Here is a 14,423-nt window from a genome sequence, read left to right on the forward strand (position 1 = left end):
ACTATCCCAGGTGAAGGTGAAAGCATCGACAAGCGCCAGCAAGCGGCGAAGGATATGCTCGATGATTTGATCGAGCAATCGGGTGCTGAATCGACTGGTGAAGAATATGAAATCGTGGATGCTCTTGCCGAAGGTACTGAGGATAGTCCTGTCGAAATCACCGAATCGGGTTTGAAACTTAACCTGAATTTCGGTGATGAGGAAGAATATTCGGAAATCGCACCTGAAGAAGTCAGTGCTGAGGAACTTGCTGCGCTAGCAGCCGTCGAAGCGGAACTAAACCTGCGGTGGCCAGAGACCAAACTAGAACCATCACTTGAACGCATCGAAATGCTCATGGACCTTTTGGGCAATCCAGAGCGCTCTTTTGATGTCATTCAAGTTGCTGGAACCAACGGTAAGTCCTCGACTTCGCGCATGATTGATGCGCTGCTGCGCGGATTTCACCGCCGCGTAGGTTTGGTGACCTCGCCGCATCTGCAGCGCGTAACCGAACGCATCGGTATCGATGGCAAGCCCATTCACCCGCGCGATTACGTGCGTATTTGGGAAGAAATCAAGCCTTATGTAGAGATGGTTGACAAGGCATCGGAAGCCGAAGGCGGCCCAGCGATGAGCAAGTTTGAAGTGCTCATCGGTATTTCCTACGCCGCCTTTGCCGATGCCCCGGTTGATGTTGCGGTCATCGAAGTCGGCATGGGAGGTACGTGGGATGCCACCAATGTGGTCAACGCTGATGTGGCCGTGGTCATGCCCATCGGGTTAGACCACACCGATTACTTAGGCGAGACCCTGGTGGAAATCGCGGGCGAAAAGGCCGGCATCATTAAAGCGCGCCCAGATTCGGAAGACTTCGCGGAGCCGAAAGAAAATATCGCGATCATCGCTGAGCAAGAAAAAGAAGCGATGGATGTGCTGCTGCAGCGCACCGTTGAGGTTGATGCAGGTGTTGCGCGTGCCGGAAGCGAATTTGCGGCAGTGGAATCACGCATTGCCGTCGGCGGGCAGCAAGTCAACATCCAAGGCCTCGGCGGAATGTATGAAGATATCTTCATCCCGCTGCACGGTGAACACCAAGCAAAAAATGCTGCCGTGGCACTGGCCGCGGTAGAAGCATTCTTCGGTGCATCTTCTGGCCGCCCGCTCGATATTGCCAATGTGCGCAATAGCTTTAGCAAGGTCATCAGCCCAGGCAGGCTGGAGCGCGTGCGCACCTCGCCGACAACCTTTATCGATGCTGCGCATAACCCACACGGCGCCACCGCACTGGGCAAGGCATTAGACCGTGACTTTGATTTCGCGCGTCTCATCGGCGTGGTTGGCGTGCTCGGTGACAAGGATGCACTGGGAATCCTGCAGGCGCTTGAGCCATTCCTGTCGGAGATTGTGATTACCCAAAACACTTCGCCGCGTGCCCTTGATGCCTATGAATTGGCAGAATCCGCACGCGATATCTTCGGCGAAGAACGCGTCTATGTCTCCGATGACCTTCCAGGTGCGTACGCGCAGGCGGTGGAATTAGCTGAGGATGCTGAGATCCAATCAGGCTCGGGTATCGTCATTACCGGATCGGTAGTCACCGCTGGCGAAGCTCGTGCGATGTTTGGAAAGGAACCGGCATGACCAACAATCACAACACCCCACAAGATATAAGTCCTTTGGGCATGGGGCATGAGCCCACCAAGGACCCACTTAAAGGGTTCAATGGCATGGTCTCAGCCACCTTGCTGCTGGAAGCTATTTCAATCTTCCTGGGCCTACTTGTGGTGTTAAAGATTGATGGCGGTTCTTATTGGACGACCTTCAACTGGTTATTCATTACTGTCTTAGGTCTTATTCACCTGGTCATGTTAGGTTTTGCGCGCAAGCCCTGGGCGATTTCGACCATCATGGTAGTGCAATTTGCCGGAGCCATCGGCGGTATTTTGGTGCACTGGTCGATTACCGCAATCATGATTTTGTACATCGCCGTATGGGGCTTTGGTTTGTACCTGCGCTCAATTATCGTCGAGCGCATGAAGCGCGGTTACCTGACAACCCAGCACTTAGAGGCTAAGAAGTAGCCATGCGTTATGCATATTCGGGTCTCGCCGCAGTTTTTTGTCTTGCGGCGTTGCTCGCTAATCTCGCGGATTTACCGACGCTTATCGCGTTGGTATGTCTGGCTGCGGCTGCGGTCTTTTTGATATTAGCGCTGCGGACTAATCAGACCCCGCAACCGGGCAAAGACCGTGAGCTCACACGAGCCGATTTATCGGATGAGCAGGCAGAAAAGATTCAAGCTTTGCTTGCCGATGGCCAATTTGGCACCGCAGTTAAACAAATCCAGCTGTGGTTTAAGTACGTCTCCTATGACGACGCGGAAGCCTTTATTAAAAACTTCCGCTAATTCACATCCCCCAACACTGCAGTGGATTACTGGCTCGTCTACGATATCTACCATGACTGAACGTACACTCATTCTTATTAAGCCAGACGGCGTTGCTAACGGCCACGTCGGTGAGATCATCGCACGCATCGAGCGCAAGGGCCTCAAGCTCGTCGAATTGGATCTGCGCACCGCAGACCGTGAGACCGCTGAAAAGCACTACGAAGAGCACTCCGATAAGCCATTCTTCGGTGAGCTCGTAGAGTTCATCACCTCCGCACCACTGGTTGCAGGCATCGTCGAAGGCGAGCGCGCTATCGATGCATGGCGTCAGCTGGCTGGCGGCACCGACCCAGTATCCAAGGCAACCCCAGGCACCATCCGTGGTGACTTCGCCTTGACCGTTGGTGAAAACGTTGTTCACGGCTCCGACTCACCTGAGTCCGCTGAGCGCGAGATCGCAATCTGGTTCCCAAACAAGTAAGAAATTCTTAAAGAGGCCGAACTCTCCGGCTGACTCTTGAGAAACCAAACGTCCCAGCAACACTCGGTGTTTGCTGGGACGTTTCATTGTTTACTGGATGCCTAACTCGGCTTTATTCGGCTGCGCGAAGCCTTGGTTCAGCGAAGCCTTCTAGCGATGCCCAATTTGCGCCAGGTTGCGGATTCCATCTGGGGTGACGGTGACTTCCCAACTTTGTTGCTTTTGATACAGAGCCTGCCCGGAAATTTTGATGATGCCATCAGACTGGAGATCTTTGATACGGGATACTAGGTACTCGGCATCTTCGGCATTGTCCATATCGCAGTCGAGCAGTTTTCCCAGCACTTTGATGGAAATATTATTGCCATCGACTGCGCCCGCGGCAATGAGCGCACCTAAAATATCGCCATTGGCTTCTACTGCGTCCATGCGTGGTTGGGTAACGCCCTCGAGGCTTTGCTTTTCGGTGATGGCCTTAATCCGACGTTTGCCCACGCGAAAAGATCGTTGGAACATTGCCCACATGCCAAAAGACCCTCCGACACCTAAGAGTGCGCCACTAAATAAGGCTGCAAGCAAAGGTGGCGTCGGAAGGCTTGATAGTCCCAGTGCGTCGATCGGAATAGCGACCAACCAGCCTAAAGCGGGCAGGAAAGGAGCCCACATTTGCATGGCTGTGTAATCGCCACTTTTGAATTCGGTGATGTTGGACTGGACTAGTTTCGGCCGTTCGCGGAAAATCTTAACGCCATAAATAATAGACACTGCCAGCAGCGGGATTGCTAAAAGACCAAAAGCTAAAGTGCCAGATTCAACAGCACCAATGGCTAGTCCGATGGGCAGCCCAGTCCACAAAATATTGCGAAGGCTCATCTCATTTTGGGAGCGGTAATGCTGAATATGGCTATTTACCGGGGCATTTGGAGCAAGTTCTCCCGCCGGTCGGTGGGATACTTCAGCACTAAATTCCCGTCCAGAGACTTCATTCATGAAACAAAGCTTAGCGGTGCCATACTAAATAAGCACGGACTTTTATGCATGGCAAACTCGCAAGTTCATTAGATGTGGAACAATGGGAGCCATAATTTCATAAGGCTTTGAAGATTTTCACTTTTATGACAAAGCTTTTCTCCTTGTGTGGCGGCAGCGTTGACCCAGCACATGCCAGTGCCTAAGAAAATAGCAGTGGCTTGAACCTAAGCAATACGTGCTTGGTGGCAGATGCTCGCGAAGACCCACGCCTGCGCCCGAGGGAAAGGCTTTCAACGACCTACGACAGGAGCGTGGCCGATGGCTACAGCAGACGAAAAATTGAATGAACAACTAACAGGTGCCGCTGCATTGGCAGGGCAAATTGATAGGCAACAGCTCGCAGAGAAGACTCGCGTGTACACGCTGGCAAAGCAATTGGGAATTTCTTCCAAGGTGTTGCTGGAACAGCTCGGAACCATCGGAATTTCCAAGAAGGCACAGTCAGCGCTGTCAACCGCGGAAGTCACCCAGCTTCTAGACTCTTTGCAGAGCGCCCAACCTGAGGCACCGTCGACGGAGCCTGCCCCGAAGAAGGCTGCTAAGAAGTCGGCGAAAGCCACAAAGAAGGCCACCAAGGCCACCAAGAAGACCGCATCAAAAGCTACGAAAAAGGCTACGAAGAAGAGCACTGCTGCGCCTGAGGAGCCAGTAGCTGAAGACCTGGCTACGGAAGCATCAGCGGCAGAGGCGGTAGCGCCTGAAGCGGCTGCACCTGAAGCGGCTGCACCTGAAGCGGTAGTGGCCGAAGAACCAGCACCGCAGGCACAAGAGCCGGAAGAAACTCCCGTTAAAAAGACTCGTAAGCGCGCCGTGCGTTCTAGCACTCGCACTCAGTCGAAGAAGTCCGATACTCCAGCAGTTGATGCCCAGGATGCTGCAGAGGTAGGCGCTGCGGCAGAAGCTGCAGTAGAGCAAGCAGAAGCTGTTGAGCAGGCTGAAGAGCCAGCAACAACAACAACGCGCAAGCGCAGCCGCACCCGTCGAGTGGTCAAGCGTGCTGCTGCTCCTGAACCAGCGGCTTCTGACGCAGTGCAGCCGCCTTCACAGGATGCGGAGCCATCAGAAGCCGAGGGCACTGCCGATTCTGCTGAAGAGGGAAGCGGAGACAGCGATAAGCTGCGCTACCGTGTGCAGAAGAATGTAGAAAATGAGATCCACCAAATTGAAGGCAAGGTGGAATCGGAACTGGCTGCTGTTGCCTTAGAGGCATTATCGGAAACCCACGGTAACGATGACGCTGACAACACCGATGACGTCGTTGCTGATGTGCCGGTAGAAGAATCTGCCGTAGAGAAATCCGCAACAGCTGTGCAGGATACGGATGCTGTTGCCAAGGAAGATGATGTCTTAGCGGCCTATGCGCCAATCTTTATGCCGCCGCAGCCAGTCAAGACTAGTGAGACAACCACCCGTGCAGCGGCGTCTCAGGACGTAGAAGACTTCGCTGATGATGCAGATGGCCACGATGAGGAATCCTCGGAGGCAACCTCAACGCGCCGTCGTCGTGGAAGTCGTGGCACATCCCGCGGGCGCGGCAAGGAAGTTGTTGTTGAGCCAGAGGCGGAGAAGAGCAACGATGTCGAAATCATCGATGAACCACGCGGCATTAAAGGCTCAACCCGTATTGAATCCCAGCGCCGTCGTCGTGCAGAAATGCGCTCCAAAGACCGCGAGAACCGCCATGTTGTCACGCAGGCGGAGTTCCTAGCGCGCCGGGAAGCCGTAGAGCGCACGATGGTTGTTCGCGAGCGCGAACGCCACGACGGACATGGCAATATTACCCAGGTTGGGGTCTTAGAAGACGGCATGCTCGTCGAGCACTTTGTCACCGATGAGACCAATACGTCGATCATCGGCAATATTTACTTGGGCCGCGTACAAAATGTGCTGCCTTCGATGGAAGCTGCGTTCATCGATATTGGAACTGGTCGCAATGGCGTCCTGTATGCCGGAGAGGTCAATTGGCGCCAGGCTGGCCTAGGTGGTCGTGCGCGCAAGATTGAACAAGCCATGAAATCCGGTGACCAGGTCTTAGTACAGGTAGCCAAAGATCCCGTGGGCCATAAAGGTCCGCGTCTAACCACGCAGATTTCATTGCCTGGCCGCTTTTTGGTTTATGTTCCGGGGGGACGCAATGCTGGTATTTCGCGCAAGCTTCCAGCGCCTGAGCGCAAACGCCTACGTGAGATTTTGGACAAGGTTGTTCCGGAACAAGGTGGTGCGATTATTCGCACGGCAGCAGAAAACGTGGCAGAAGAAGCAATTGCTGCCGATGTCAACCGCTTGCATGACACCTGGAATGAAATCCAGGAAGCCGCGGAGAAGGAAAAGGCTTCCAAGGGAAGCGAGCCGGTGGCTTTGTATGAAGAACCACAGATGCTCGTTAAAGTCGTCCGGGACTTGTTTAATGAGGATTTCGATCGCCTCATTGTCGACGGCGCACGTCCTTATGACGTGGTGAGTTCCTACGTCAATAGGCTGGCGCCGGAATTAGCGGATCGCGTTTCACGCTACGACCGCGCAGACAATGCCGGTATTGATGCCTTTGAGACCTACCGCATTGACGAGCAGCTGCAGAAGGCGCTTTCCCGCAAGGTATGGCTGCCGTCAGGTGGCACCTTGGTCATCGACCGCACAGAAGCCATGACCGTTGTCGATGTCAATACCGGCAAGTTCACCGGTACTGGCGGCAACCTTGAAGAGACCGTGACCAAGAATAACCTCGAAGCTGCCGAGGAAGTTGTTCGTCAGATGCGCCTGCGGGATTTGGGCGGGATGATCGTGGTTGACTTCATCGACATGGTTCTGCCAGAAAACCAAGAACTGGTTCTACGCCGTCTCAAAGAAGCGCTGGGGCGCGACCGTACCCGTCACCAGGTTTCTGAAGTTACCTCCTTAGGTCTTGTACAAATGACGCGTAAGCGTTTGGGCTCGGGTCTTTTGGAAACATTCTCCACCGAATGTGAGGCCTGCCAGGGACGCGGACTGATCTTGCATGAGGATCCGGTCGAAGAAGGACCTATTGAAGCTCACGATCCACGCCATGATCACCATGGCGAATCACGCCGAGGGCACAAGAAGCATCGTGATAAGTACGAGTTAGCAGGCGAGCAGGATCAGTCAGAGGACGCATCCGATGACTCCAAGCAAGAGCGCGCAGACCACGGTCAGCGCGGTGGCCACACGAGCCGTAAGCAAAGCCGTCGTGGAGCAAGTCGGCGTGGCGCATCGCAACGCGGCCCGGCATCGCGTGGAACAACCAAGGGTGCGGCTAGTCGTGGCGATGACTCCAACTTGGATGAACTGATTGCCGGCATCGTTGTTGATTCCTCGGCGTCCAAGGACAAGGAGCAAAAGTCAGATAACCGTGGTGGCTCAGTAACCGATATTGAGTCGATTGCTTATGCAGCATCAGAGAGGGCAGAAGCGCTAGATGATGTCGGAGAGTTTTCTTTCTACGTCGCCGAAGAGGCTGGGCAGAAGACCTATGCTGAGGCCTTGAAGGAATTTGAGGAATCACCTCGCCGTAAGCGCAAGACACGTGGCAACTCACGCAGCGATTACCCACCGCGTCCCGAAGACTTCCAGGCGCCCCAAGCAGCACCGAAGTCGCACGATAGTGCACAGGATGAGGAGCAACCTGCGAGTGGAATGGAGATTAAGAAGGACTCCAAACGACGTCGCGTGCGCGCTAGCAACCGCAAGCCAGCTTCCGCATCTCAGCCAACTGCGGTAGGCGCGTCGGAGGCTGCTGAGCAGCAGTCCTCGCAGCAGCGTGAGCCATCGCGAGGTGAGAAAAAGCGTGCGCAGGTAGAAGCCATAGCTCGCGGACGTCGCCGCGCAGTGCGTCGGGCTTCGCAGTCTCGCAATGTCGCAAAAGATGCGTCGGCCGCGAAGGCCTCTGCGCGAGTGCAAGACGGAGCATCGCAAAGCACTGAGCCCCAAATCCAGCGCAAGCGTACCGATGACGGCATGGAAGTAACCACCGTGCGTCGCGGACGTAAGCGTGCAGTACGTCGCGTAGCCGTTCGCGCAGGTAGTGAAGGAAAGAATATTCAGCCGAGCGCGTCGCAGCAGAGCGTGACGCAGGAACCAAAGGCGCAAACGCGCAAAGCACCGAAGGCAGAAGAGACTCGTGGACAAAAATCCGGCGGTCGTACACGCCGTCGGGTTGCCCGCCGCACCAGCAACTAGAGGTGTAGTAGGCAAGTGAAAGAAGTGCAGTCTGCGACGATTTTCGGATCTGTAGAAGCAGGCTGTACTCTTATCACCTAGGCAAGACATACTCATTGTGAGTATTGGCTGCGCAACGGTCAGAGTGGATTTTAAAGCCGTGTCGATCACACGGTTTGTATTTTAGGCCTCTCTCGGGGTACTCTTTGACAGTTGCTGTTTAGGCGAAGAATCTGCTGTCCCGTAGGGATAGTGCGCCGCCTAAGCACTGTTTGAAGTAATTGTCCATTCAAGGATGTGGCTTCGACAAAAGTCGAGGCAAGTCCTTGAGCCGAGTTTAGATAAGGGGTAACCCTCTATGTACGCGATCGTCAAGACCGGCGGAAAGCAGTACAAGGTTGCCGAAGGTGACCTCGTCAAGATCGAGAAGATCGAGGGTGAGCCGGGTTCGTCCGTAGCTCTTACCCCGGTTCTGCTCGTAGATGGCGCAGATGTTAAGTCCAAGGCTGATGACCTGTCCAAGGTTGAAGTTGCTGCGGAAATCGTTGAGCACGCACGTGGCCCAAAGATTGACATCATGAAGTACAAGAACAAGACTGGCTACAAGAAGCGCATGGGCCACCGCCAGCCGCTTACCGTAGTCAAGATTACCGGCATTAAGTAAATAGCCACCGAATACCTTTAGAAGGAGGGAAACCACATGGCATCGAAGAAGGGTGCATCCAGCACTTCCAATGGTCGCGATTCTGAGGCAAAGCGCCTCGGCGTCAAGCGTTTCGGTGGTCAGCAGGTTAAGGCCGGCGAGATCATCGTTCGCCAGCGCGGCACCAAGTTCCACCCAGGTGAGAACGTTGGACGCGGCGGCGACGACACTTTGTTCGCTCTCGAAGCAGGTGCAGTTGAGTTCGCTATCAAGCGCAACCGTCGCACCGTGAACATCGTTCCAGCCACTGAGCAGGTTGCAGAAGCAACTGCATAAGTGCAAGCGCTTTAAAAAGCGCGACTAAAGAGTCTGGCTCCCTGGTGGGGTCAGGCTCTTTTCTTTTGATGCTTGCTCTTAGGTAAACTGGCAAGCCATAACCAAATTTTTCTCGAGGAGTTATCCGAGTTGGCACGATTTATTGACCGCGTTGTACTGCACCTGCAAGCCGGCGACGGCGGGCACGGCTGTGTCTCCGTACACCGTGAAAAGTTCAAGCCGCTCGGTGGACCCGACGGCGGTAATGGCGGACACGGCGGAGACATCATTTTGGAAGTCTCCCCACAAATCCACACCCTGATGGACTTTCACTACCGTCCCCACATTAAAGCTGAGCGCGGCGCTAATGGCGCAGGTGACCACCGCAATGGCGCGCGTGGTCAAGATTTGATCATGCATGTTCCCGCAGGCACTGTGGTGCACAATGCCAAGGGAGAGATGCTCGCTGACTTAACTATTCCAGGAACTCGCTTCATCGCCGCCGAAGGTGGCTATGGCGGTCTGGGCAACGCAGCTTTGGCTTCCGCACAGCGTAAGGCACCAGGCTTTGCGCTCCAAGGTGAACCAGGTCAGCAGCATGACTTGGTTCTAGAGCTCAAGTCGATGGCTGATGTAGGACTGGTTGGTTTCCCATCGGCGGGTAAGTCTTCGTTGATTTCTGTGCTGTCTGCTGCCAAGCCAAAAATTGGTGACTACCCATTTACCACCCTGCAGCCAAACCTTGGCGTGGTGGACATGGGTGATTCCTCCTTCACCATCGCGGATGTGCCAGGTTTGATTCCTGGTGCTGCCGACGGCAAAGGCCTAGGGCTAGATTTCTTGCGCCACATTGAGCGCACCGCTGTACTTGCGCACGTAGTGGATACTGCTTCCATTGAGCCAGGCCGTGACCCGCAGTCCGATATTGAGGCGCTCGAAACGGAATTGGCGAACTACCAATCCGCACTCGATGCTGATACCGGACTGGGAGACCTGCGAGACCGTCAGCGGATCATCATCTTGAACAAGGCCGACGTTCCAGAGGCAGAAGAGCTTGCTGAGTTTGTTAAAGAAGACTTGGAAGAGCACTTTGGATGGCCAGTCTTTATCATCTCTGCAGTAGCGCGCAAGGGTCTAGAACCTTTGAAGTACAAGCTGCTGGAGATGGTGACCAAGCACCGTAAGTCGCAGCCGCGCGTCAAGGTTGATAAAGAGCACACCATCATCCGCCCGAAGTCTGTTACGAAGAAGTCCACTGGACGTTTCGCTGACTTCACGGTTAAGCCAGACCCAGAGGTTGAAGGCGGCTTCATCGTCGAAGGCGAGAAGATCGAGCGCTGGATTACCCAGACTGATTTCGAAAACGATGAAGCAGTGGGCTACCTTTCTGACCGTCTGGCTAAAGCCGGCGTGGAAGATGCGCTGCGCAAACAAGGCGCTGTCGAGGGCTGTCCAGTCACCATTGGATTTATCACTTTCGAGTGGGAACCAATGACCGGAGGCGACCCAACTTTGGCCGGGCGTGGCCAAGATGCGCGATTGTTGGGAACATCACGTCCGTCTGCTGCAGAGCGAAAGCGCGCCTCCCAAGCACGTCGTGGCCTTATTGATGAGTACGATTTCGGTCAAGATAACGAAATTACCCGTGAATCTGCGAATAAGGACCGCTGGCAGGGTTAAGATCACTTGCATGAGTTCTTCGACAACTTCCGAGTCCCTGTCAGACCTGTTGCCAGAAGCTACCTTGCGAGCGCAGATCAATGCCGCGAACCGAATCGTTGTAAAGATTGGTTCTTCCTCGCTGACCGAAGAAGATTTTTCGGTCGCGAGCGACAAGATTGACCGCATCGTGGATGCTGTAGTCAAACGCATGGAAACCACTGACGTCATCATCGTCTCTTCCGGTACCGTAGCCGCCGGCATGCGCCCACTGGGGTTAAATCAACGCCCGATGGGCCTTGCCGATAAGCAGGCCACGGCTTCTGTTGGCCAGATTCACTTAGCTAATGAATGGTCCCGTTCTTTTGCCCGTCATGGCCGCACCGTCGGCCAGGTGCTATTAACCGCGTCTGACGCCGGCCAGCGTGATAGAACGCGAAATGCCAAGCGAACCATCGATAAGCTCTTGCACTGGGGTGTGGTGCCGATTGTCAATGAAAATGACACGGTAGCAACCTCCGAGATGCGCTTTGGCGATAATGACCGTTTGTCTGCTCTGGTTGCGCAGCTGACGGAATCTGACGCACTGTACCTGCTGTCCGACGTGGATGGTTTGTACGATAAAAACCCCGCTGAAGAAGATGCCAAGTTCATCTCTGAGGTGCGTACTGGCGAAGACCTGAAAGAGGTTGCAGCCGGGGACGGCGGCAAGGTTGGCACCGGCGGCATGGCGTCTAAGGTCCAAGCAGCGCGTCTAGCAACCCGCGCTGGTATTCCAGTGCTGCTTACTTCCGCGGAACGCATTCATGACGCGCTGGGGGAGACCCGCGTGGGAACCGTGTTCCACACCCGTCCGGAGCGCAAGCTCAGTGCCTGGAAGTTCTGGGCGCTGTACTCGGCTGATACCGGCGGCGTGATTCGCATTGATGAAGGCGCGGTGAAAGCTGTCACCGAAGACCGCCACTCCTTGTTGTCTGTCGGCATTACTGATGTCGACGGCGAATTTACCGCCGGCGAGATTGTGGAGATTGTCGGCCCCGATGGTCAGATTATTGGCCGCGGTGAAGTCAGCGTGGATTCAACTGATTTGCGGCAGATGGCGGGCAAGCCAAGCACTGAGCTGCCGGACCGTCTGCGTCGCCCAGTGGTGCACGCGGACTATCTTTCAAATTTCGCATCTCGCGTCTGACTCGCCGGAAAATAGCATGTCAGTGACGTAACCTAGGTGCATGAAATATTTTTTCGGGCCTAGGTCGTGGCCGCAGATGAAGGCTGATATTGATGCTGCTGGCCACCAAGAAGTGGACTCCATCGACCAGGCGCAGGTGTATATCAACACCTCGTCCAAGGCGGAGGAAGTTCCGGAAATGCCGGCGAATATTGAATTCGTGCAGCATTGTTTCACCGGCGTTAATCAGATGATTGAGGGCGGTGTCTTAACCGATAACAGTGTCCCGTGGTGCAATGCCGCGGGTGCTTTTGCCAAGCCCGTCGCGGAGTCCGCGCTGGGCTTGTTGTTATCTCAGGCGCATCACCATAAGCGCTTTGCGTTGGAAGCCACGTGGGATGGTGCGCGCGAGATTGATGAGTCCCAGGCGTGGTTGTATTCGCCGAATGGGCATGCGCCCAAACGCGTCGCCATCTTTGGGGCGGGAGGCATTGGGCAGGAATTAATTTCAATGCTTGCGCCTTTCGGCGTGCACATCACGGCGGTTAATCGCTCAGGCAGAGAAGTACCAGGAGCGGACGTTTCGCTTGCGCTTAGCGATGCCACATCGGTGTGGTCCGAAGCCGATTTCATCGTGTTGATTATGCCGTTGACTGAGGAGACGAATGGGCTGGTAGATGCCGCTAAATTTAAGGCGATGAAGAAGTCCGCCATCCTCATTAATGTCGGCCGCGGAAAGCTGGTCAATACCGATGACTTGGTGGAGGCACTGCGCACCGGGGAGATTGCCGGGGCTGGCTTAGAAGTAGTAGATCCAGAGCCTTTGCCAGATGATCATCCGTTGTGGGGAATGAAAAATTGCACCATGACTCCACATATGGGGGCAAGCTGGCAGGTAGCAGATTTCCATTTGGGTGAAATCTTCAACGCAAATGCTGCAGCATGGGAAGAGGGCAAACCCCTTCCTACTCGTATTGACCCGAAAGCAGGTTATTAATAATGAAGTACGCAATGGTTCCTACCGTCTGGGAAGAATCCGCCGAAGCGCTAGATGCCGCAGGACATACTCAGGTTGAGCTTTCTGAGAATCCTGATTTTGTGTTCTTCTCGGGCAAGACCCCCGATTTCCCAGAAGAGCTTCCGGAGTCCGTGAAGTTTATTCAGGTTCCTTTTGCTGGTGTGGATGGCATCTTGGACCTGATTGCGGATACGCACAAGAAGTACGGTGTGCGCTGGTCCAATGCGGCAGGTGTTTATGACTCCACGGTTGCTGAGTCCACCATTGGGCTGCTGTTGGCGCAGCTGCACTCACACAAGCGCATGGCACTGGCGAAAACCTGGTCTGTACGTGATGAGGCCGAAGCGAATACAACCTTCCTTTTTGAAGACAAGACCGTGGCAATTATCGGTGCTGGTGGAATTGGCAAGAAGCTGATTTCGATGCTGCAGGGCTTTGGCCCGAAGATTATTGCGGTAAACCGCTCTGGAAAGCCTGTCGAGGGCGCCGATGAAGTCTTCACCTTCGACCAGCTCGATGAGGTGTGGCCTGCTGCGGACTACTTCGTGATGCTGGCACCACTTACTCCTGAGACTCACCACATGGTCAATGCTGAAGCACTGGAAAAGATGCCAAAGCATGCTGTTGTGGTTAACGTCGGCCGCGGCCCATTGGTTGATACTGACGCTCTTACTGAAGCTCTCAAAAACGGCGTCATCGCTGGTGCTGGTCTGGATGTCACTGACCCTGAACCATTGCCAGACGGGCACCCACTGTGGGATGAAATTAACTGCGTAATCACCCCGCACCTGGCGAACCCGCCATACTCCGTGCGCAAGCGCATCGGTGCCCACACCGTTGAAGTAGTGAAGGCTTTTGAAGCCGGCGAGCCACTTCCCACCGAGGTAGACCCAACCCTGGGCTATTAGTGCTTCTATCTAATGCCTATCGTCGCTGGTAGGCTATTAGATATGACAACGCCACAGCCGAATTCTGAACCTCGTCCGGAGCATGCTGACGTCCGCGTTGGTGATAAAGAGCGTACTCACGTGTTAGAACTGCTCTCTGCGCACTTTGCCGATGGCTATATTGATGTCCATGAATTTGAAGAGCGCACTGGTCACGCAGCAACTGCACGAACCCGTGGTGACCTAGATTCGCTGTTGAAGGATTTACCTTCGGGAAACTCTTTAGCGGCGGTTCCTAGCCTGAACCCGGAAGTGCAGGAGCAGCAGAAATCTCCACATGCGGTGGCGCCGAAGTCTTCGGACCGTGAGCTCGATGAGCTTATCCAGCGCGGCAAGACTGTACAGCGCCTCGATTCAACTATTTGGACAGTGGCAATGGTGCTGTTCTTCGTCTTCATGTTCTTAACTGAATGGTCGTATTTCTGGCTGTTCCCAGTAGCTGCTGTGGGCGGGTCGATTGCGGTGCGTGCCATCTACAAGCTGGATGATGACGAAGAGGAAATCTACAAAGAAATCGCCGACAAAGAACAATCTGAACGCGCTCAGCGGTTGCGTAAAGCGGCGGAGCGTCGTCGGGAGCTAGAGGGCTAACAACAGCGATAGCTATAGCTGTTGC

The 14,423-nt window shown here is 54.6% G+C and carries 13 protein-coding genes; 12 read left to right on the plus strand and 1 reads right to left on the minus strand.

Features of this window, described 5'->3' with window-relative positions; translation table 11 throughout:
• Positions 1–54: 54 nt before the first annotated feature.
• Genes C5Y44_RS10145 through ndk form a run of 4 tightly spaced genes read left to right on the plus strand, consistent with a single transcriptional unit; the run spans position 55 to position 2,852 of the window.
• Positions 55–1,623, plus strand: a complete 1,569-nt coding sequence (locus C5Y44_RS10145) for a folylpolyglutamate synthase/dihydrofolate synthase family protein (protein WP_105324930.1) — start codon at positions 55–57, stop codon at positions 1,621–1,623.
• Positions 1,620–2,063: a DUF4233 domain-containing protein gene (locus C5Y44_RS10150; protein ID WP_105324840.1), complete on the plus strand. Its 444-nt coding sequence runs from the start codon at positions 1,620–1,622 to the stop codon at positions 2,061–2,063. The genes C5Y44_RS10145 and C5Y44_RS10150 overlap by 4 nt, the downstream gene beginning before the upstream one ends.
• 2 nt (positions 2,064–2,065) lie before the next feature.
• On the plus strand, positions 2,066–2,389 hold the full coding sequence (locus C5Y44_RS10155; RefSeq protein ID WP_105324841.1) for a hypothetical protein: 324 nt from the start codon (positions 2,066–2,068) through the stop codon (positions 2,387–2,389).
• A 52-nt stretch (positions 2,390–2,441) separates the two neighbouring features.
• Positions 2,442–2,852, plus strand: coding sequence for a nucleoside-diphosphate kinase (gene ndk / locus C5Y44_RS10160; RefSeq protein ID WP_066795798.1), 411 nt, complete (start codon positions 2,442–2,444; stop codon positions 2,850–2,852).
• 150 nt (positions 2,853–3,002) lie between these two features.
• Here the strand turns inward: ndk and C5Y44_RS10165 are convergent, their stop codons facing one another.
• Positions 3,003–3,842 (minus strand): hypothetical protein, encoded by an 840-nt coding sequence (locus C5Y44_RS10165; RefSeq protein ID WP_105324842.1) that lies wholly within the window; start codon positions 3,840–3,842, stop codon positions 3,003–3,005.
• 300 nt (positions 3,843–4,142) lie between these two features.
• On the opposite strand from C5Y44_RS10165, the gene C5Y44_RS10170 reads away from it, so the two are divergent.
• From C5Y44_RS10170 to C5Y44_RS10205, 8 genes are all read left to right on the plus strand, one after another.
• A complete protein-coding gene (locus C5Y44_RS10170) occupies positions 4,143–8,078 on the plus strand; it encodes a translation initiation factor IF-2 N-terminal domain-containing protein (RefSeq protein ID WP_105324843.1) in 3,936 nt (1,311 codons plus the stop codon).
• A 337-nt stretch (positions 8,079–8,415) separates the two neighbouring features.
• A complete protein-coding gene (gene rplU, locus C5Y44_RS10175; RefSeq protein ID WP_003847302.1) occupies positions 8,416–8,721 on the plus strand; it encodes a 50S ribosomal protein L21 in 306 nt (101 codons plus the stop codon).
• A gap of 36 nt (positions 8,722–8,757) precedes the next feature.
• Entirely contained in the window at positions 8,758–9,036 is a 279-nt protein-coding gene (rpmA, locus tag C5Y44_RS10180) for a 50S ribosomal protein L27 (protein WP_066795789.1), read from the plus strand.
• Between the two features lie 129 nt (positions 9,037–9,165).
• Entirely contained in the window at positions 9,166–10,695 is a 1,530-nt protein-coding gene (gene obgE / locus C5Y44_RS10185) for a GTPase ObgE (RefSeq protein WP_075723364.1), read from the plus strand.
• Positions 10,696–10,705: 10 nt separating this feature from the next.
• Positions 10,706–11,863 carry a glutamate 5-kinase gene (gene proB / locus C5Y44_RS10190; RefSeq protein WP_233189950.1) on the plus strand — a complete coding sequence of 386 codons (1,158 nt, stop codon included), beginning with the start codon at positions 10,706–10,708 and terminating at the stop codon, positions 11,861–11,863.
• Positions 11,864–11,903: 40 nt separating this feature from the next.
• The gene (locus C5Y44_RS10195; protein ID WP_105324844.1) at positions 11,904–12,839 is read left to right on the plus strand and encodes a D-isomer specific 2-hydroxyacid dehydrogenase family protein; all 936 of its coding nucleotides are present in this window, start codon (positions 11,904–11,906) and stop codon (positions 12,837–12,839) included.
• A 2-nt stretch (positions 12,840–12,841) separates the two neighbouring features.
• Positions 12,842–13,768: a D-isomer specific 2-hydroxyacid dehydrogenase family protein gene (locus tag C5Y44_RS10200; RefSeq protein WP_105324845.1), complete on the plus strand. Its 927-nt coding sequence runs from the start codon at positions 12,842–12,844 to the stop codon at positions 13,766–13,768.
• A 42-nt stretch (positions 13,769–13,810) separates the two neighbouring features.
• On the plus strand, positions 13,811–14,398 hold the full coding sequence (locus C5Y44_RS10205) for a DUF1707 domain-containing protein (RefSeq protein ID WP_105324846.1): 588 nt from the start codon (positions 13,811–13,813) through the stop codon (positions 14,396–14,398).
• Positions 14,399–14,423 lie beyond the last annotated feature (25 nt).

Origin of the sequence: Corynebacterium sp. J010B-136 (genome assembly GCF_002967075.1) — a bacterium.
GTDB lineage: Bacteria > Actinomycetota > Actinomycetes > Mycobacteriales > Mycobacteriaceae > Corynebacterium.

Coding starts and splice junctions, on each gene's coding strand:
- C5Y44_RS10145 (WP_105324930.1), top strand. CDS start 55: ATGCTCGATGATTTGATCGAGCAATCGGGTGCTGAATCGACTGGTGAA.
- C5Y44_RS10150 (WP_105324840.1), top strand. CDS start 1,620: ATGACCAACAATCACAACACCCCACAAGATATAAGTCCTTTGGGCATG.
- C5Y44_RS10155 (WP_105324841.1), top strand. CDS start 2,066: ATGCGTTATGCATATTCGGGTCTCGCCGCAGTTTTTTGTCTTGCGGCG.
- ndk (WP_066795798.1), top strand. CDS start 2,442: ATGACTGAACGTACACTCATTCTTATTAAGCCAGACGGCGTTGCTAAC.
- C5Y44_RS10165 (WP_105324842.1), bottom strand. CDS start 3,842: ATGAATGAAGTCTCTGGACGGGAATTTAGTGCTGAAGTATCCCACCGA.
- C5Y44_RS10170 (WP_105324843.1), top strand. CDS start 4,143: ATGGCTACAGCAGACGAAAAATTGAATGAACAACTAACAGGTGCCGCT.
- rplU (WP_003847302.1), top strand. CDS start 8,416: ATGTACGCGATCGTCAAGACCGGCGGAAAGCAGTACAAGGTTGCCGAA.
- rpmA (WP_066795789.1), top strand. CDS start 8,758: ATGGCATCGAAGAAGGGTGCATCCAGCACTTCCAATGGTCGCGATTCT.
- proB (WP_233189950.1), top strand. CDS start 10,706: ATGAGTTCTTCGACAACTTCCGAGTCCCTGTCAGACCTGTTGCCAGAA.
- C5Y44_RS10195 (WP_105324844.1), top strand. CDS start 11,904: ATGAAATATTTTTTCGGGCCTAGGTCGTGGCCGCAGATGAAGGCTGAT.
- C5Y44_RS10200 (WP_105324845.1), top strand. CDS start 12,842: ATGAAGTACGCAATGGTTCCTACCGTCTGGGAAGAATCCGCCGAAGCG.
- C5Y44_RS10205 (WP_105324846.1), top strand. CDS start 13,811: ATGACAACGCCACAGCCGAATTCTGAACCTCGTCCGGAGCATGCTGAC.